Source organism: Streptomyces sp. NPDC058576, assembly GCF_042718715.1.
In the GTDB taxonomy this organism is placed as follows: domain Bacteria; phylum Actinomycetota; class Actinomycetes; order Streptomycetales; family Streptomycetaceae; genus Streptomyces.
The window spans coordinates 1-17717 of sequence record NZ_JBHXPF010000005.1 but is presented as its reverse complement, the minus strand read 5'-3'; the positions used below and the strand labels follow the sequence as shown (position 1 = coordinate 17717).

The window sequence follows — 17717 nt, the reverse complement described above, 5'->3', positions numbered from 1 at the left end:
CGGCGCACGCGAAGCCGCCCGGACGCCCGATCCGGCCGGTTCGTCGGTGCCGCCGGGAGCTGTTCCCTCTCGTGGCAGCTCACTGCCCGGTCGGACGGCGGCGTCCAGTCATTGGTCCAGTCCACCGCGCGTCCATGCCTCGGTGGTGTGCGACTGCACAGGGCGACAGGCCGGCCGCCCGGGCCCGGGCGGAGCCACCCCGAAGCGGCCCGCCCCGGACCTCGCCGCTCGCGCTATCCAGCCAACTTCGCACGGTAAGTCGGAATCATGCGTACCGGTTCAACAGCGGGACATGATGGCTCTGGTGTTCACGTGGTGAACACCAGTCGCAGGAATAACTCCAGTTATGCAGAAGCCATTTGGGCATAACGGTCGTCAACCGAACAGAAGGGAAGGTGTCATGAAGCAGCAGAAGAAGGCTTATGTGAAGCCGTCGATGTTCAAGCAGGGCGACTTTTCGAAGAAGACCGCCGGCTACTTCGTCGGCTCGTACAAGGAGTACTGGAGCCGGCGCATCATCTGATCCGCCGACCCGTTCCCTGTGCACCGTGAGAGAACTTCCGAAAGGTGAAGATGCCCGGACAGCCGCGTGACTACTTCGTCGTCCTGCCGGACAGCGTGGCGGGAGCGGCAGCGGCCGGGCAGCTTCCCGCGCCGGGAGCGGCGACCGGCCGGTCGCCCGCGCCGGGAGCCGCCGGGCCGGCCCGAGGGGTGGGCGACACCCTGACCGTCGCCCACCCCTCGGGCCGGCCCTGGGTCGTCGCCCGCCGGCTGGTCCGCAAGGTCAGCCACCTCGCGCGGGGCGAGGACGCCCTTGTTCTCGTCGGCCCGGACCGCGTCCCCGACGCCGTGCTCGCCGGACTGCTGGAGGGCGCCCGCGACCGGGCCGGGCTGGAGCGCCGGCTCGCCCGGCTGCCCGGCCTCTACCACGTGGTCGCCCGGCTGTCCGGGGAGAGCTGGATCCGGGGCACCGCCACCGGACTGCGCCGGATCTACCACGCCCGGCACCCGGAGGCCGGAACCATCGCCTCCGACCGCCCCGCCGTCCTGGCCCGGCTGATCGACGCGCCCCTGGACGAGGGCGCGCTGGCGCTCCGGCTGCTGGACTTCCTGCCGCACCCCCTGAGCCGCCGCGCCGTCTGGCGGGGCGTCCACGAGACCGGTGCCGGGTACGGCCTGGCCCTGCCCGTCGCAGCACCGGGCACGGCCGCCGTCCCCGGTCCCACGGAGCACCGCTGGTGGGAGCCGCCGCCCGGGGAACTCCCCCTGGCGGCGGGGGCCCGCAGGGTCGCGGACGCCGTCGCGGCCTCCGTACGGGCCCATGTCGGCGGCCTGGACCGGATCAGCTGCGAACTCTCCGGCGGCCTGGACTCCACGGCCCTCGCGTTCGCCGCCCGGGAGACCGGACCCGAGGCGCTGGCGCTGCTGACCGTGGCCGCCCGGGACCGCTACAGCGAGGACGAGACCTGGGCGCGCAGAGCGGTGGAGGCGGCACGCGGCACGGCCGGGCCCGCCCCGGACCACCACGTCGTCCCCGCCGACGAAGCCCCCTACTTCTACGCCGACCTCGCCTCCACCGCCGCCGAGTTGAACGACGAACCGCTCCCCGTCGCCCCCGGCCGGGCCCGGGCGGAACTGCTCCTCGGCCGCGCCCGCGCCACCGGATCCCGCTACCACCTCACCGGCTACGGCGGGGACGAGATCTTCCTCGGCCTGCCCCACGCCTACCAGGACCTCTTCCACGGCAACCCGCTCACCGCCTGGAACCACCTCGGCGGCCTGCGCCACCAGCTCGGCTGGCCGCTCCTGCCGACGCTGAAGGCCCTGCTGGACCGCTCGACGTTCCCCCGCTGGCTCGCCGGGGCGGTCACCGCCGAACCCCAGCCCGTCGCCCGGACCCCGCTGCTCTCCTGGGGCGTACGGCAGTCCCCGCACCCCTGGCTCACCGAGCACGCGAGCACCCTGATCACCCAGGAGTTCCGGACCGCCGCCGAGCACGCCGAACCGATCGACCCGTGGCGGGGACGGCACGTCGACATCGACGGCGTACGGATGGGGGCCCGGCACTTCCAGGCGATGGAGGACATCGGCATGACCATCGGGCTGCCGGTCGCCGCGCCCTTCTACGACGACCGGGTCCTGGAAGCGGCCCTCGCCGTACGCCTGCCGGAGCGCATCAGCCCCTGGCGTTACAAGCCGCTCCTCGTCGAGGCGATGCGCGGGGTGGTGCCGGACGCGCTGCTCGCCCGGACGACGAAGGACCACATGGCCTCCGACGAACACCAGGGCCTGCGCGAACACGCCCCGGAGCTGGCCGAGTTGTGGACCGGCTCCCGCCTCGCCGAACACGGCCTGGTGGACGCCCGCCACCTGCTCCGACTGGCGGCCGAACCCTTCTCGCCGGTCCTGGTCGAACACTCCATCAGCTCCACCGTGGCCGGGGAGACCTGGCTCCGCACGGCCGAGAACGCCTGGCCGGCCCCCCACCGGACCCCTACCAGCGCCAGCGAGGCAACCCTGTGAAGCTCAGAAAAGGCATCGCCGTCACGACCACCGAGTACGGCGGCGTCCTCCTCGACGAGAAGGACGGCAGCTACTGGCAGTTGAACGACACCGGCGTCATCGTCGTCGAGACCCTCGCGGCCGGCCGGACCCCCGAGGCCGCCGTCGAGCGGATCGTCGCCGAGTTCGACGTCGAGCGCGCGGAGGCCGAGTCGGACGTCGCGGAGCTGACCCGCCGGCTCGTCGAGGCGAAGATCCTGCGCCCATGACCACCGAGATGACGATGCCACGCCGGGGCGCGGGAGCGGGCGGGTTGCGGCTGCGCACCGCCGTCGCCGCCGCGTTCGTCCTGGCCCGGCTCAAGCCCGGGCGGCTGCGCCGGGTGCTGGCCCGATGCGCCCGGGGCGCGCGACCGGCCTCGCACGCCGAGACCCTGGAGGCACGGGAGGCGGTCGTCGCCCTCAGCCGCCGCTGCGCGAGCCGGTACGGCTGCCTGCCCCGCTCCGTGGCCGTCGCCCTGGCCTGCCGCATGTCCGGCGTCTGGCCCGACTGGTGCGCGGGGGTGTGGGCGACGCCGCCGTTCTCGCCGCATGCTTGGGTACAGGCGGGGGGCCGTACGGTCGGGGAGCAGGCGGAACCGGCGGATCTGCGTCCCTTGATGGTGGTGACGGTACGCGAGGGGGTTCACGATGAGCACGGTGGCGGGGAAGACGGCGGGGGCGGGGCGGACGGAGCCGGGCGGACCGCCTGAGACCGCGGAGCCGTCCGGGGCGGCGGCGCCCCCGGACGACGTCCGGTCCACGCCCGCTCCCGGCCCCTCCCCCCTCCGTCTGCTCCTCGCCCGGGTCCGCCCCCACCGGGGCGTGCTGATCCGCGCGGGCCTCCTCTCGCTCACCGGGTCCGCGGCCGGGCTGGCGATGCCGCTGATGGCGAAGCACGCGGTGGACGCGTTCGCCGCCGACCGCTCGCCCGTCGCCCCGCTCGTCGCGCTGACCGCCCTCGTCCTCGCCGGGGCCTGCCTCTCCGCGTACGGCCGCTACCTCATGGCCCGTACGGGAGAGGGCGTCGTCCTGCGCGCCCGCGACCAACTCGTGGGCCGCATCATGCGGTTGAAGGTCCCGGCGGTGGACCGGCTGACCCCCGGCGACCTCCAGTCACGGGTCACCAGCGACACCACCCTCCTCCGCACGGTCCTCTCCAGCGGCCTGGTCGAATCGTTCAACAGCGTGCTGATGCTGCTGGGGACGGTCGCGTTCATGGCGTACATGGACCTGACGCTGCTGGGCGTGACGCTGGTGGTGATCGTCGGCATCGGAGCCGTGACCGCACTGCTCATGCCCCGGATTCAGCGCGCGCAGCTCCGCGCGCAGGAGTCCGTCGGGGCGATGGGCGCGGCACTGGACCGGGTGCTCCAGGCGTTCCGTACGGTCAAGGCGAGCGGCGCGGAGGAGCGGGAGACGGCGGCGGTCGCGGCGGCGGCCCGGAACGCGCACGACCGGGGCGTCTCGGTGGCGAAGTGGTCCTCGGTCTCCGACGTCACGATGATGATGTCGATCCAACTGGCCTTCCTGGCCGTGCTGGGCGTCGGGGGAGCGAGGGTCGCGTCGGGCTCGCTGGAGATCTCCTCCCTGATCGCGTTCCTGCTCTACCTCTTCTACCTGATGGGCCCGATCGGCGGCCTGGTCGAGGGCTGGACCGGCCTGCAGAGCGGGCTCGCGGCGGTGCGCAGGATCGACGAGGTGGAGTCGCTGCCGGGCGAACCGGCGACGGGCTCCGGCGGCGTGCCGCGAGTCGGCACGCCGCTCGGCGTCACGTTCCAGGACGTGGGCTTCGGGTACGGGGACGAGCGCGCCCCCGCCCACAAGGGCGTCACGTTCGACGTGCCGACCGGCGGCATGGTGGCGCTGGTGGGCCCGTCCGGGGCGGGCAAGTCGACGGTGTTCAGCCTGCTGGAACGCTTCTACGACCACGACTCCGGCACCATCACCGTGGACGGCCGGGACATCCGTGACTGGCCGCTGGCCGAGCTGCGCGCCTCGCTCGCGTACGTGGAACAGGACGCGCCGGTCCTGGCCGGGACGCTGCGGGAGAACCTCGTCTTCGCCGCCCCGGACGCCGAGGAGGAGGCCCTGGCGGAGGCGGTGGCCCGTACCCGCCTGGACGCCCTGGTCGACCGGCTCCCCGCGGGCCTGGACACGGCGGTCGGCCACCGGGGCGTCACCCTCTCCGGCGGCGAACGCCAGCGCATCGCCATCGCCCGGGCCCTGCTGCGCCGCCCCCGGCTGCTCCTCCTCGACGAGGTGACCTCGCAGCTCGACGCGGTCAACGAGCAGGCGTTGCGCGACGTGATTCTCGAACTGGCGGAGCGCACGACGGTGTTGGTCATCGCGCACCGCCTCTCCACCGTCCGGCACGCGGACCGCATCGTGGTCCTGGAGGAGGGCCGGGTCCGCACGGCGGGCACGCATGAGGAGCTGATCGCGTCGGACGACCTGTACCGCGAGCTGGCGACGACGCAGCTGGCGGCGGATGCGGCGCGATGACGGGTCGGCGGCGAATGCCGTGATGGCGACCTGGGAACCGGAACGGTCGAAAGCCCCGCGTCCTCGCGGGCCGAGAACGGGCCGGCGGGCGTGGCCGCCAGCGCTGACGACCCGGGCCCTTCGGGTGCTGTGACGACCGTCACCCGGATTTCCTCGTGGGTAGTGTCGACCGGATGACCTGCGGCGGGCGTATACCCGGTGAAGCGGAAGATCCGGGAGCGACTTTTGACCGTCGAGGAGTTCGAAGAGTTCTACGTCCAGGCGGTCGCGCGCCTCACAGGCCAGCTGTACGTGATGACCGGCGACCTCCAGGAGGCGCAGGACGTCGTGCAGGAAGCGTTCGTCAAGGCGTGGGTCCGGCGCGCCCGGCTGGAGCGCGACGGGCAGCCCGAGGCGTGGATCCGTACGGTCGCCTGGCGTCTGGCGGTGAGCCGATGGCGCTTCCGGCGGCGTTCGGCGGACGCCTGGGGCCGGGGGAGCGGCGGGGCGGAGCACGTCGCGCCGCCGGATCCGGACCATGTGGTGCTGGTCGACGCGCTCCGGGAACTGCCCGCCCAGCAGCGGCGAACGCTGACCCTGCACTACCTGTGCGACCTCACGGTCGAGCAGATCGCCGGGGAGACCGGGCTTTCCACCAGCACGATCAAGACGCATCTGGTCCGTGGCCGGGCGGCGCTCGCGCACCGTCTGCGGGACCCCCTCATCGAGGAGGCACGTGATGTCTGATCCGCGGGATCCACAGGGTTCGCGGGATCCGCAGAACCCGCAGAGTCCGGGGGGCCCTCAGAGCTCCGGGGATCCGCTGCGGTCCCTGTTCCGGGAGGCCGGTGAGTTCGGGCAGGTCCGCTCCGACGCGGACGCCGCGGCGAGCATCACCCGACGGGGAATGCGCGCGCAGCGCCGCCGGATGGCCGTGGTCGCGGTGGGCGTGTGCCTGGTCGTCGGCGGGGGCGGCGCGGTCGCGGTGGGCCTGCTGCCGGTCCGGCCGGAGCCGGTCGCCCCGGCCACCGGCCCGTCGCCGAGCTACCCGTCACCCGTGCCGACGGACCGGCAGCCGACGGAGCGGCCGTCACCGCCGCCGACGCCGAGCAACACGATGCCGGGGACGGAGGGGGCGTCGGACCGGACCACCGCGCCGGGCGGACTGCCCACGGGGGCACGTACGACGACGCCACCGACGGCGACGGCGACAACTGATGGGGGCGCGTCGATGCCCTGACATCGGTGCACGTTCCCCGCCCCTCCTCCCCTTCTCGCTTCTCCCCCTTCCGTGCCCCGGCGGCTTCACCGGGCGATCCCCTGTGCCCTCGCCTCGGTGTCGTTGCGAGGCGCGCCCGAAAGGTGCCTGAGTTGTCCACGCTTTCCCCCGGGCTGCGACCTGCTCCCGTCCGTCCCGCGCACCCCGATGCCCGGGCGGCCACCGCTTCGCCCGAGCCCCGGCAGGGGTGGTTCGGCCGGGTGGCGGCCCGCCTGACCCCCGCCGACCGGAGCGTGCTGTGGCTCTACCTCCTGACCCGCATATCGCTGTGGATCACGGCCCACTTCGCCCGCTGGCTGTTCCCCGCCCAGTCCGACGCACGGGAGGCGGCCCCCGTCCTCGCGCCCTTTCAGCGGTGGGACGCGAACCACTACCTCAACATCGCGCGTGACGGCTATTTCCCGGCGGGCGCGGGGCCGTGGACGAGCGGCTGGGACAACCGCGAGGCGTTCTTCCCGGGCTACCCGGTCCTCCTCCGCGCCGTGCACACGGTCGTGCCGGACTGGACGGCGGCCGGGCTGCTGATCTCGTTCGTCGCGGGGGCCGTGGCGGTCGTGGCCCTGGCCCGGATGGCGCGGGCGTATCTCCCGGAGGGCGCGGCGGGCCACCGTACGGCCCTGCTCTTCCTGCTCTCGCCCTGCGCGGTGTTCCTGGCGGCGGGCTACACGGAGGCGCTCTTCCTCGCCTTCGCCCTGCCCGCCTGGCTCGCGGCGATGAAGCACCGGTGGGCGGCGGCCGCCGTCCTGACCACCCTGGGGACGACGGTGCGGGTCAGCGGCCTGTTCCTCGCGGCGGCCGTCGCGCTGCTGTTCCTGCTGTCCGCGCGTGCGGGCGGGGGGTGGCGGGCGGCGGGCTGGACGCTGCTTCCGGTGCTGCCCCCGGCCGCGTACAGCTGGTACCTGCACACGCACACGGGTGACTGGATGGCCTGGAAGCACGCGCAGGAACGCGGTTGGTACCGCACGTTCCACACCCCCTGGGAGGCGTGGGCGAACACGTGGGCCGGGGCGTTCGGCGGCACGCAGACGACGGGCTACGCGCTCATGTTCCAGGCCGAGTTGGCGGCGATGCTGGTGGGGCTCGCGCTGGTCGCCGTCCTCCTGCGCCGCCGTCGCCGGCCGGAAGCGGTGTACGTGGCCCTCAGCCTCTGGGCCCTGGGCACCTCGTACTGGTACACGTCCATCCCGCGCGCGACGCTGCTGTGGTGGCCGCTGTGGATCGGGCTCGCGGCGCTGAGCCTGCGCCGCCCGTGGTTCAGGACGGCGTACCTGTGCGTGGCGGCCCCGGTGACGACGCTCGTCGCGCTGACGTTCCTGACGGGGAGGTGGGCGGGGTGAGGCGCGGGTCGCCCGATCGCGCTCCTTGCGTTCCTGAGTCGGAGGGCGGGCCGGGAGGCCCGCGGGCGGGATGCCCCTCGCTTGCGCGGGTCCGCGCACCCTCGCTCCTCCGCCCTCATCCCGCCCCGCCCAACCGGTCCAACTCCAGCCCCGCGGGCGGCGGGAGCGGGCCGGTGGCGGGGCCGGCCCGGAACGACTCCAGCAGGTAGCCCACCAGTCGTCGGGACGCCGCGGCGGCTTCCGGGCCCGCTCCGTTCGCCACGCCGTTGTTGGCCAGCAGGGCCAGCACCACGTCCGAGACGTCGAAGTCCCGGCGCAGTGCTCCCGCCTCCTTCGCCCGCCGGACCAGCAGGGCCAGCCCCTCCTCCGCCCGGTCGCGCTCCCCGGCGTACGCCGTGTCGCCCGGGAACCGGGCCAGGAACGCGTGCGTGAACCCCCGGTCGGCGGCCTGCATCGCGCACACCTTCCGGAACACCGCGCAGAAGCCGCGCCACGGGTCCGGGTCCTCCAGCGCCTCGTCCAGCGCGCCCGCGCACTCGGTGAGCTGCTCGGTGAACGCTTCGGTGATCAGCGAGGTACGTGTGGGGAAGCGGCGGTAGAGGGTGGCCACGCCGACGCCTGCCCGCCGTGCGATGGCGCTGATCGGGACGTCGATGCCGTGCAGCGCGTACGCCTCGCGGGCGGCCCGCAGGATCCGCTCCCGGTTCTCCCGGGCGTCCGCCCGCAGCGCTTCGGGGCCGGGGCCCGGGGTGACCGGGGGCGGGTTGTGAGAGGGCTGAGCAGGCATGTCTCTCACTTTACGGCAAATGGAGGGGGTCGTCCGTTTACCCGCCTACCGTGGATCGGGAGCAGCACTCACCCCGGATCGACGGAACAGACAGGAACCCTCCACCGTGAACGACATGCGCGCCGCCCTCTACGACAGCTACGGACCGCCCGAGGTCCTCTACGAGGGCCGGGTCCCCGTACCGGTCCGCAAGCCGGGCGAGGTGCTCGTCCGGGTCCATGCGGCGAGCGTCAACGGCGGTGAGCTGTACGGGCGCGCCGGGAAGGTCCGCCTGGTCACCGGCCGGCGCTTCCCGCAGCGGACCGGGCTCGACTTCGCCGGCGAGGTCGCCGAGGTGGACGCCTCGGTCACCGGGCTGCGGGTGGGCGACCGGGTGTGGGGCATCCTGGGGCGCTCCTTCGGCAGCGCGGCGGAGTACGTCTCGGTCCGGCCCCGCCAGATCGCGTACGCCCCCGAGAACGTCACCCTGACCGAGGCCGCCTCGCTGCCCGCCGGGGGCACCACATCCCTCACCGCCCTGCGCGACAAGGCCGGACTCCGGGTGGGCGAACGCCTTCTTGTCCGCGGGGCGTCCGGCGGCGTCGGCAGTGTCGCCGTCCAGCTCGGCAAGGCCCTCGGGGCCCACGTCACCGGCCTCGCGAGCGCGAAGAACTCCGGCTTCGTCCGGGAGCTGGGCGCGGACGAGGTGCTGGATCACCGGACCACGCCCCTGTCCGAACTGGACCGCTACGACGTCATCATGGACACCGTCGGCACCGAACACCGCTTGCTGCGAACGCGGTTGGCCCCCGGCGGACGGCTGGTCTCGATCGCCTTCGACATCGACCATCCGGTCCGGAGCATCGGCTATCTGCTGGGCTCAGCCGTGCACGGCCGTCAGCGGGTCCGGTTCTTCAGCGGCAACCCGAAGCACGACCTGTTCGCCGAGCTGACCGCATACGTCGAGCGGGGTGACCTGCGGCCCGTCGTCGACACGGTCCATCCGCTGGCGGGCGTCGCCGCCGCCCACCGCGCGCTGGAGGCGGGTGGGGTGCGGGGCAAGCACGTGATCCAGCTGGTGTGACCGTCGAGAGGGTGCGATGTTCACCTCGGCGGGTCCTCGCCCGTGAGGCCGTCGACGGATTCGCGGATGAGGTCGGCGTGGCCGGCGTGGCGGGCGTACTCCTCGATGAGGTCGAGGAGGATGCGGCGGAGGTTGGGGCGTTCGCCGGTGCGGGTGGTGCAGGCGCCGAGTTGGTCCAGCCCGCCCTTGCTGAGGGCCTCGTCGACGACGGCCCGGGAGCGGGCGACGGATTCCCGCCAGAGGGCGTGCAGTTGATCCGGGGTGTCTCCGGCGGCGGAGCGGTAGTCCCAGTCGGGCGTGCTCGCCCAGTCGACGGTGTCCCACGGGGCCCCGACGGGGGAGTCGAGCCACAGCCGGGCGAAGTGGCTGTCCTCCACGTGCGCCAGGTGCTTGAGGAGGCCGCCGAGCGTGATCGTGGACGTGCCGAGGGCGGTGCGAAGACCGGAGGCGTCCAGGCCGGAGCATTTCCAGGCCAGCGTGGCCCGCTGGCGTTCGAGGGCGCCCAGGACGGCCGCTGCCTCGGTGCCGGCGAGCGGAGGTTCCGGCCATGCTTCGACTGTGCTCTCCGTCATGGCAGCAGACCTTAGCCGACACGGCTGACAGCGGCCCAGGATGCGGGATCGGCGTCCAGAAGCCGGACGGTGGACGGAGGCCGGCGCAGGTCGGCCGTGGTCGGGCTCGGCGCATCCTCGAACCCGGTGTCCCAAATTTCAGCAGCTCGGTCGGTCGCCGCAACGGTGACGGACCGGGGGTCCGTCAGATGACGCGCGGGATGACCTCGTCGCGCTTGGTGGACCAGTTCGTGACGATCGGCTTGTCCACGGTGGGGGCGTCGGGCAGCTCGACCTGGGCGGGGTTCGGGTCGTCCTCGGTGGTGGCGATGATGACGTGTTCGAACTGCTTGCCGCCTTCGCCCTCGGTGGTCTTGACGTCGATCCCGGCGTACGCGACGGAGAAGCCGGAGAGCTTGACGGGGTCCTCGCCGCCCTGCCCGACGGGTGAGGCCACGCCGTCGGCGCCCGAGCCGAAGGAGACGCTGGGCGTGTTGACGTCCAGGTAGCAGGTGATGCCGGACTTGGCCTTGGCGGTGACGAGGTAGTGGCTGATCGGCTGGGCTTCCCACGTGACCGTGAAGTCCAGGTCGTTGGTGCCGCAGGACTGCCCGTAACCGCTCTTGTCGCCGTTGCTCGACTCGCCCTTGTCGCCTGCCGCACCGCTGGACCGGGAACCGCTCGTCGACGCGCTCTCGCTTGCGGAGGCGCTGTCGCCCGAGTGCGTCTCGCCCTTCCCGCCCTCGGCGGAGGAGGACGCCGCGGAGGGCGCCGCGGCCCCGCTCTCCGAGGCTTCCTCGGGTCCGCAGGCGGTGGTGGCGGCGAGCGCTGTCACGACGGCGGCGGCCAGGACGAGACGGGCGGAACGGGTGGTGAGACGCGTGCGCATCATGATCTCCAACGGCTGTCGTGTGCGGTGTTCCTGCTGACAACGACGACGTTAGGGTCGGGTCGATCTTCAAACGATTGCGTGAACGTCCAGGTTCTGTCTCAGCGAATCCGTTCCTTCGAAGCGGCATCAGTTCGCGCCAATTACCTGATCACGGGGCTCGATCCGGGTCGATCGGGCGTAGGGAGAATCCGTCCGCGCGGCTCCTTCGCGTCGGTCGCCGCCGCCCTTCTGTGAGCCGGATCACGGGCCTTTCCGGCGCGGAGCGGGTGGTGGGCGGTGGTTAGGATGGATGCGCTCGGCCCCGTGGTCGAGGTGGTCGGACCCGGCATCCCGCGTCCGGTCCGAGGCTTGAAACCTCCGGCGCTCCTTTGACAGAACCCCGGAGGTTTCTTCATGTCTGTCGTGCCGTCTCCGTCTCCGTCTCCATCCCCGTCCTCGTCCACAGGCCCTGATCCCCGGCGGTGGTGGGCCCTGGCCGTGATCGCGCTGACGCAGCTGGTCGTCGTGCTCGACGCGACCATCGTCAACGTGGCCCTGCCTCAGGCCCAGCTCGAACTGGAGCTGAGCGACACCGAGCGCCAGTGGGTCATCACCGCCTACGTCCTGGCGTTCGGTGCGTTGCTGCTGCTCGGCGGACGCGTCGCGGACTACTGGGGGCGCAAGCGCAGCTACATGGTCGGCATGCTCGGTTTCGGCGCCGCCTCCGCGTGGGGTGGTCTCGCGCAGAGCGGGACCGAGCTGATCGCGGCGCGCGGGTTGCAGGGGGTGTTCGCGGCGCTGCTGGCGCCCGCGGCGCTCGCGCTGCTGACCGTCACGTTCCCGGCCGGGCGTGAGCGCGGGACGGCGTTCGCGGTCTTCGGCACCGTCGCCGGCACCGGTGCCGCGGTGGGCCTGGCCCTCGGCGGTGTCCTGACCGAGTTCGCCGACTGGCGCTGGTGCCTGCTGGTCAACATCGTCTTCGCCGTCGTCGGGCTGGTCGGCGCTCTGCTCGTCGTCTCCGAGAGCCGGGTCGAGGGCGGCCGGGGTTACGACATCTGGGGCACCCTCGCCGTCACCCTCGGCCTGGCCGCCCTGGTCTACGGGTTCACCCTGGCCGAGTCCGGCTGGATGGAGCCGGACGCCATCGGTTTCCTCGCCGGCGGACTGGCGCTGCTGGCGGTCTTCGTGGGGATCGAGGCCCGTGCCGCGCAGCCGTTGCTGCCGTTGCGGATCGTGCGCGACCGCGTTCGCGCCGGGGCGTTCCTCATCCAGGCGACCATCGGCGCCGTCTACATCGGGATGACGCTCTACCTGATGTTCCACCTCCAGATCGTGCTCGGGCTCTCCCCGCTCCTGGCCGGCCTCGCGAGCCTCGCGATGACCTTCGCCACCATGATCACCGCGCCCGTCGCCGCCAGGCTGCTGCCCACCCGGGGCCCCCGCGTGCTGATGACCGCGGGCCCGTTGATCGCCGCGGCCGGGATGCTGTGGCTGACCTTCATCACCGCCGACGGGAGTTACTGGACGGAGGTCTTCGGTGGCCTCGTGGTCGTCGGCGTCGGGATCGCCTTCGTGATCATCCCGGTGCAGAACGTCGCTCTCGTCGGCGTCGGCCACCACGATGCCGGTGCGGCATCGGCCCTGGTCAACTCCGCGATGCAGATCGGGGGATGCGTGGGTCTGTCGGTGTTCACCACGATCTACCTCGGTGCCGTCGAACGCTCCGGCGCCGACGGCGGCGGCCGGGCCACCGCCATCACCGACGGCTACTCCGCGGTCTTCCTCGCCACCGCCGTCACCCTGGCCCTCGCGGCGGTCATCGCCGCGACCATGCTCCGGGGCGCCCGGCTCGCCATCACCGCGCACCAGGCCGCCGAAGTGCCGGCCCACGTCGGCTGACGCCCTCACCCCGTCGGCGGCCGGGCCGTTCCGTCCGGCCTCCGGGTGCCGGCCCCGCGACTCCATTCGTTCGCCGCCACGACCAGGCAGACGGCCACCAGGACGACGTTCTTGACGACGTACTGCCCCTCCATGGTCGGGGCGGGCGAGTGGGGTTGCCACATCGCGTCGGGGAGAAGGAAGAGGGTCGAGAACACGCCGCCCATGTGGAGGAAGAACGCGAGCAGGGCGGGGCGCAACAGGCGGCGGCCCGCGATCAGGCCGATCCCGATGGCCGTCTCCAGTGCCGCGAGGGAGAGGAGCAGCACCGTCTCCGGCAGCAAACCCAGGGTCATCTTCGTCGCCGCGTCCACGGCCAGCTGCTCCGCCGGACTCGCCGACGGGAACAGCTTCAGTACGCCGAAGCCGACGAAGACGATGCCGACCGTCGCCCTCAGCAGGGCGAGGGCGTGGGCGTCGACGTGCTCGGTGAGCCGTCGAAGGGCCCGGAAACCGGCCGGGCGGCGGGCGCGGTCGAACTCGTTCTTGTGGGGCGGGGGTTCAGGCCTGTCGGCGGTCGGGGGCAGGCTCGGCTCTACGGCGTGGCTGCTCATGTGCGATCTCCCGTGATGTCTGTGGGGGTGGGAAAACGTGCATGGGTGGACCCGCGCGGCTCGTCGGGCACCTGGGGCGACGGGGGGAACTCGTGGATCGTGCGGGGCGGTGCGCGCCCGGAGGTGGGGGGCGGGAAGCAAAGCTGGGGCCGGTGCGTGATCGACGGGGCCGGCCGCCCTCACTGCTTGGTCTAGACCATACGGACGAGGGTTGGGCGGTCGTCAAGGGGCGTGTCCCGCGGGGCCCGTCCCGAGGGATGCATTCGCGCCATGTTGCTTGGGGGAGTGAAAGCGGTTGCTCGCGCGGTCGCCGTACGGGGGCGGGGTGCGCCCTCCGCAGAGCCCGGCGGGGTCCGCCCTCGGTTCACCGGGGTGGATGGGCCTTCGGCCACTCCGGGGCCCCGTTGTTCGTCGCGGTTGCTGCTCGCCCGCCTCCCGCGCATCCCCGATCTGCCATCCGGCCGAAAGCCGCCCGGCCGAATCCGGGAGGAATCAGCCGTCGCGCACGCTGAAGGGCCCCGGGGTGTCCGCACCCCGGGGCCCTGGGCAGGTGGGGGATCAGCCCCGTTCCAGCCCGCCCCGAGCGACCACGTCCGCGTACCACCGCGCGCTGTCCTTCGCCGTACGCCGCTGGGACGCGAAGTCCACGTGCACGATGCCGAACCGCTTGCTGTAGCCGTACGCCCACTCGAAGTTGTCCAGCAGCGACCACAGGAAGTAGCCGCGTACGTCCACCCCGTCCGCGATCGCCCGGTGCACCGCCGTCAGGTGACCGTCCAGGTACGCCACCCGCTCCGGGTCGTGTACCTCGCCCTCCGGGTCCGCGTAGTCGTCGTACGCCGCCCCGTTCTCCGTCACCAGGAGCGGCAGGCCGGGGAGTTCGTCGCGCAGGCGGGTCAGCAGTTCGTACAGGCCGTTCGCGTCCACCGGCCAGTCCATCGCCGTGCGCGGGCCCGCCGCCGGGGTGAACGCCACATGCTGCTCCGCGCCCGCCCAGGGCGAGGGGGACTCCGACGCGCCCGCCGAAACCACGCTGGGAGAGTAGTAGTTGATGCCCAGCGAGTCGATCGGGGCCGACGTGACCTCCAGGTCGCCGTCCTTCACGAACGACCAGTCCGTCACCGCCGCCGTGTCCGCCACCAGGTCCTGCGGCAGCCGGCCGTGGAACACCGGGTCCAGGAAGATCCGGTTCGCCACCGCGTCGATCCGGCGCACCGCGTCCCGGTCCGCCTCGGTGTCGCTCAAGGGGCGCAGGGCGTGGAGGTTCAAGGTCAGGGAGATCTCCGCCGTCTCCGGCAGGCGGTCGCGCAGGACCCTCGCGCCCGCGCCGTGCGCGAGGTTCAGGTGGTGGGCCGCGCGCAGGGCCGCGAGGTCGCTGGTCCGGCCGGGGGCGTGGACCCCGTTCCCGTACCCGAGGAACGCCGCGCACCAGGGCTCGTTGAGGGTTGTCCAGGTCGGCACCCGGTCGCCCAGCGCGCCCGCCACCAGGCCCGCGTACTCCGCGAACCGGTGCGCCGTGTCCCGCTCCGGCCAGCCGCCCGCGTCCTCCAGCTCCTGCGGCAGGTCCCAGTGGTAGAGCGTCGCCACCGGTCTGATGCCGGCCGCCAGCAGCTCGTCGACCAGGCGGCGGTAGAAGTCCAGGCCGCGCTCCACCGCCGGGCCCCGGCCGGTCGGCTGGACCCGGGGCCAGGAGACGGAGAAGCGGTAGTCGGTGACGCCCAGTTCCTTCATCAGGCGTACGTCGTCCGGCATCCGGTGCAGGTGGTCGGCGGCGATGTCGCCGGTGTCGCCGTTGCGCACCTTGCCGGGGGTGCGGCTGAAGGTGTCCCAGATGGACGGCGTACGGCCGTCCTCGGCGGCCCCGCCCTCGATCTGGTAGGCGGCGGTGGCCGTGCCCCACCGGAAGCCGGTCGGGAAGCGGAGCACCGTACCGGTCTCGGGGCGGGCGCCTGGGGAGGTCGCCGGGCGGGCTTCATCGACAGCGGTCATGAGACGGACACTCCAGAGTGAGGGGAGGAGGGGGAGAGGGGCGGGCAGCGGGAGGGCGCTCGGGTCAGCCCTTCACCGCGCCCTGCATGATGCCGCCGACGATCTGCCGGCCCAGCAGGCCGAAGACCAGCAGCACCGGCAGCGTGCCGAGCAGCGTGCCGGCCATGATCACCGACTGGTCGTTGACGTAACCGCCGCCGAGCTGACGCAGCGCGACCTGCACGGTCGGCTCCTGCGAGGAGAGCGCGATGATCGGCCAGAAGAAGTCGTTCCACGCCGTCATGAAGGTGAGCATCCCGAGCACCGCCATGCCGGGCCGCGCGATCGGGATCACGATCGACCAGAAGATGCGCGCGGTGGAGGCGCCGTCGACCCGGGCCGCCTCGATCAGCTCGTCCGGCAGCGACTGCACCAGGTACTGGCGCATGAAGAAGACACCGAAGGCGGAGACCAGGCCGGGCAGGATCACCGCCTGGAGCTGGTTCACCCACTGGAGTTCGGCGATCAGCATGAAGAGCGGGATCACACCGAGCTGCGGCGGGATCATCATCGTCCCGATCGTCAGCGTCAGCAGGGCGTTGCGGCCCTTGAACTTCAGCTTGGCGAAGGCGAATCCGGCCAGCGTGCAGCACAGGACCGTGCCGATCGTGATCGAACCGGACACGATCAGCGAGTTCAGCAGCGCCTTGCCGATGTCCGCCTCTTCGAGGACCTGCTCGAAGTTCTTGATCAGGTTCGGGCCGGGCAGCAGGCTCGGCGGGACCTTCGCCATGTCGGCGTTGGACCGGCTGGCCGTGACGATGGTCCAGTAGAACGGGAACGCCGAGATCAGCAGCGCGAAGCCGAGGATGAGGTAGGAGAGCCAGCCGCCCTTCATCGTGCGGCCCGCGCCTCCCCGGCCGATGCGCCTGGCGGCGGGCGGGCTCTGCGGCGGATCGCCCTTCTGGGGGGCGGTCGGCGGTGCGGCGAGCGCGGTCATCGGCCGGCCTCCTTGACGGCGCGGCGGCGCACGAGCAGGGCGTTGACCCCGACGAGCACCACGATCAGGACGAACATCACCCAGGCGATGGCCGCGGCCCGGCCCAGGTGGAAGAAGCCCCAGCCCTGCTCGTACATGTACAGGCCGAGGGTCTGGTACTGGTGCGAGATGCCGCCGGAGATCGACCCCTCGAACAGCAGCGGCTCACCGAAGAGCTGGGTCGCGCCGATCGTCGAGATGATGACGGTGAAGACGATCGTGGGGCGCAGGCCGGGCAGCGTCACGTGGATGAACTGCCGCCAGCGCGACGCCCCGTCCATCTCCGCCGCCTCGTACAGCTCGTGCGGGATCGACTGCATGCCCGCCAGGTAGATCAGCGCGTTGTAGCCGGTCCACCGCCAGATCACGATCGTCGACACCGCGATCTGCGAGGCCACCGTGCCGGTCTGCCAGTCCACCGGGCCGAAGCCGACCAGCCCGAGCACGTAGTTGATCAGCCCGAAGTCCTTGCCGAAGAGCTGCGCGAACACCAGCGTCGCGGCGGCGACGGAGGTCGCGTACGGGAGCAGGATCGCGGTGCGGATGAAGGTCCGGCCGCGCAGCTTGTAGTTGAGCAGGTGCGCCAGGCCCAGCGCCATCGCGAGCTGCGGGACCGTGGACAGCACGCCGATGGTGAACGTGTTGCGCAGCGAGGTCCAGAAGAACTCGTCGGTGAACAGCGCCGTGTAGTTGGCGATGCCCCGCCACTCCATCTCGCCGCTCGTCTGGAGCTCGACCCGGTAGAGGGAGACGAACGCGGTGTAGAGCAGCGGGAAGAGGCCGAAGGCCAGGAAGAGCGTGAAGAAGGGGGCGATGTAGGCGTACGGGGAGGCCTTGCGCCAGGTGCGCCGGAGCGCGGCGGCCCGGCCGTCGTCGGGGCCGGGCCCGGTTCCGGCGGGGCTGCGGGGCCCGGCCTTCGCGGTGGCGGTGAGGGACACGGTGCGGCCCTTCGGGATCGGGGGCGGTGAGTCGATGAGGTACGGGGATGAGGGGTACGGGGTCTCGGCGGGCCCGTTGCCGTGTGCCAGGCGCGTGGCCGGCTCGGCCGGGCCCCCGCACGTCACGGGTGCGGAGCCCCGGCGGGTCCGCCCCGTGCGTCACGGGTGCGGAGCCCCGGCGGGTCCGCCCCGTGCGTCACGGGTGCGGAGCCCCGGCGGGTCCGCCCCGTGCGTCACGGGCACGGGCCCCGGCGGGTCCGCCCCGCGCGTCACGGATACGGGCCCCGGCGGGTCCGCCCCGCGCGTCAGGCGTTACGGGGGTGGGGCCGGGCCGGCCCGCCGCGGCGGGGGGCGCCCGCGCGCCCGCG

The 17717-nt window shown here is 72.7% G+C and carries 17 protein-coding genes; 10 read left to right on the top strand and 7 right to left on the bottom strand.

The window, feature by feature from the left end; translation table 11 throughout:
• Positions 1-400 precede the first annotated feature (400 nt).
• From ACFWRV_RS05615 to ACFWRV_RS05580, 8 genes are all read left to right on the top strand, one after another.
• Complete coding sequence (locus tag ACFWRV_RS05615) at positions 401-523, top strand: keywimysin-related RiPP (RefSeq protein ID WP_205081835.1); 123 nt, start codon at positions 401-403, stop codon at positions 521-523.
• Positions 524-573: 50 nt separating this feature from the next.
• Positions 574-2523 (top strand): asparagine synthase-related protein, encoded by a 1950-nt coding sequence (locus ACFWRV_RS05610; protein WP_384328656.1) that lies wholly within the window; start codon positions 574-576, stop codon positions 2521-2523.
• On the top strand, positions 2520-2771 hold the full coding sequence (locus tag ACFWRV_RS05605) for a lasso peptide biosynthesis PqqD family chaperone (RefSeq protein WP_384328654.1): 252 nt from the start codon (positions 2520-2522) through the stop codon (positions 2769-2771). Before ACFWRV_RS05610 ends, ACFWRV_RS05605 begins: the two co-directional genes overlap by 4 nt.
• Positions 2768-3253 carry a lasso peptide biosynthesis B2 protein gene (locus tag ACFWRV_RS05600; RefSeq protein ID WP_384328651.1) on the top strand — a complete coding sequence of 162 codons (486 nt, stop codon included), beginning with the start codon at positions 2768-2770 and terminating at the stop codon, positions 3251-3253. The genes ACFWRV_RS05605 and ACFWRV_RS05600 overlap by 4 nt, the downstream gene beginning before the upstream one ends.
• Complete coding sequence (locus tag ACFWRV_RS05595) at positions 3192-5045, top strand: ABC transporter ATP-binding protein (RefSeq protein ID WP_384328648.1); 1854 nt, start codon at positions 3192-3194, stop codon at positions 5043-5045. The genes ACFWRV_RS05600 and ACFWRV_RS05595 overlap by 62 nt, the downstream gene beginning before the upstream one ends.
• A gap of 225 nt (positions 5046-5270) precedes the next feature.
• The gene (locus tag ACFWRV_RS05590) at positions 5271-5771 is read left to right on the top strand and encodes a SigE family RNA polymerase sigma factor (protein ID WP_384328645.1); all 501 of its coding nucleotides are present in this window, start codon (positions 5271-5273) and stop codon (positions 5769-5771) included.
• Positions 5764-6264, top strand: a complete 501-nt coding sequence (locus ACFWRV_RS05585; protein ID WP_384328642.1) for a hypothetical protein — start codon at positions 5764-5766, stop codon at positions 6262-6264. The genes ACFWRV_RS05590 and ACFWRV_RS05585 overlap by 8 nt, the downstream gene beginning before the upstream one ends.
• Before the next feature lie 131 nt (positions 6265-6395).
• Complete coding sequence (locus ACFWRV_RS05580) at positions 6396-7640, top strand: mannosyltransferase family protein (protein WP_384328639.1); 1245 nt, start codon at positions 6396-6398, stop codon at positions 7638-7640.
• Positions 7641-7755: 115 nt separating this feature from the next.
• On the opposite strand, the gene ACFWRV_RS05575 is transcribed toward ACFWRV_RS05580, so the two are convergent.
• Entirely contained in the window at positions 7756-8427 is a 672-nt protein-coding gene (locus ACFWRV_RS05575) for a TetR/AcrR family transcriptional regulator (protein WP_384328636.1), read from the bottom strand.
• Between the two features lie 106 nt (positions 8428-8533).
• Here ACFWRV_RS05575 and ACFWRV_RS05570 point away from each other — a divergent pair, with 106 nt between their 5' ends.
• Positions 8534-9490, top strand: coding sequence for an NAD(P)-dependent alcohol dehydrogenase (locus ACFWRV_RS05570; protein WP_384328633.1), 957 nt, complete (start codon positions 8534-8536; stop codon positions 9488-9490).
• A 20-nt stretch (positions 9491-9510) separates the two neighbouring features.
• Here ACFWRV_RS05570 and ACFWRV_RS05565 read toward each other — a convergent pair whose 3' ends face one another.
• Complete coding sequence (locus tag ACFWRV_RS05565; protein WP_384328630.1) at positions 9511-10062, bottom strand: DinB family protein; 552 nt, start codon at positions 10060-10062, stop codon at positions 9511-9513.
• 184 nt (positions 10063-10246) lie between these two features.
• Positions 10247-10930 carry a hypothetical protein gene (locus ACFWRV_RS05560; RefSeq protein ID WP_384329169.1) on the bottom strand — a complete coding sequence of 228 codons (684 nt, stop codon included), beginning with the start codon at positions 10928-10930 and terminating at the stop codon, positions 10247-10249.
• Between the two features lie 480 nt (positions 10931-11410).
• On the opposite strand from ACFWRV_RS05560, the gene ACFWRV_RS05555 reads away from it, so the two are divergent.
• Entirely contained in the window at positions 11411-12811 is a 1401-nt protein-coding gene (locus ACFWRV_RS05555; RefSeq protein WP_384328626.1) for an MFS transporter, read from the top strand.
• Between the two features lie 5 nt (positions 12812-12816).
• Here the strand turns inward: ACFWRV_RS05555 and ACFWRV_RS05550 are convergent, their stop codons facing one another.
• The 4 genes from ACFWRV_RS05550 to ACFWRV_RS05535 form a co-directional block, all read right to left on the bottom strand.
• Positions 12817-13404 (bottom strand): DUF417 family protein, encoded by a 588-nt coding sequence (locus tag ACFWRV_RS05550; protein WP_384328623.1) that lies wholly within the window; start codon positions 13402-13404, stop codon positions 12817-12819.
• 558 nt (positions 13405-13962) lie between these two features.
• Positions 13963-15393, bottom strand: coding sequence for a GH1 family beta-glucosidase (locus ACFWRV_RS05545; protein ID WP_384328620.1), 1431 nt, complete (start codon positions 15391-15393; stop codon positions 13963-13965).
• Positions 15394-15457: 64 nt separating this feature from the next.
• Positions 15458-16372 (bottom strand): carbohydrate ABC transporter permease, encoded by a 915-nt coding sequence (locus tag ACFWRV_RS05540; protein WP_384328617.1) that lies wholly within the window; start codon positions 16370-16372, stop codon positions 15458-15460.
• A complete protein-coding gene (locus ACFWRV_RS05535) occupies positions 16369-17349 on the bottom strand; it encodes a carbohydrate ABC transporter permease (protein WP_384328614.1) in 981 nt (326 codons plus the stop codon). The genes ACFWRV_RS05540 and ACFWRV_RS05535 overlap by 4 nt, the downstream gene beginning before the upstream one ends.
• Positions 17350-17717: the final 368 nt, after the last annotated feature.

Coding starts and splice junctions, on each gene's coding strand:
- ACFWRV_RS05615 (WP_205081835.1), top strand. CDS start 401: ATGAAGCAGCAGAAGAAGGCTTATGTGAAGCCGTCGATGTTCAAGCAG.
- ACFWRV_RS05610 (WP_384328656.1), top strand. CDS start 574: ATGCCCGGACAGCCGCGTGACTACTTCGTCGTCCTGCCGGACAGCGTG.
- ACFWRV_RS05600 (WP_384328651.1), top strand. CDS start 2,768: ATGACCACCGAGATGACGATGCCACGCCGGGGCGCGGGAGCGGGCGGG.
- ACFWRV_RS05595 (WP_384328648.1), top strand. CDS start 3,192: ATGAGCACGGTGGCGGGGAAGACGGCGGGGGCGGGGCGGACGGAGCCG.
- ACFWRV_RS05585 (WP_384328642.1), top strand. CDS start 5,764: ATGTCTGATCCGCGGGATCCACAGGGTTCGCGGGATCCGCAGAACCCG.
- ACFWRV_RS05575 (WP_384328636.1), bottom strand. CDS start 8,427: ATGCCTGCTCAGCCCTCTCACAACCCGCCCCCGGTCACCCCGGGCCCC.
- ACFWRV_RS05565 (WP_384328630.1), bottom strand. CDS start 10,062: ATGACGGAGAGCACAGTCGAAGCATGGCCGGAACCTCCGCTCGCCGGC.
- ACFWRV_RS05560 (WP_384329169.1), bottom strand. CDS start 10,930: ATGCGCACGCGTCTCACCACCCGTTCCGCCCGTCTCGTCCTGGCCGCC.
- ACFWRV_RS05550 (WP_384328623.1), bottom strand. CDS start 13,404: ATGAGCAGCCACGCCGTAGAGCCGAGCCTGCCCCCGACCGCCGACAGG.
- ACFWRV_RS05545 (WP_384328620.1), bottom strand. CDS start 15,393: ATGACCGCTGTCGATGAAGCCCGCCCGGCGACCTCCCCAGGCGCCCGC.
- ACFWRV_RS05540 (WP_384328617.1), bottom strand. CDS start 16,372: ATGACCGCGCTCGCCGCACCGCCGACCGCCCCCCAGAAGGGCGATCCG.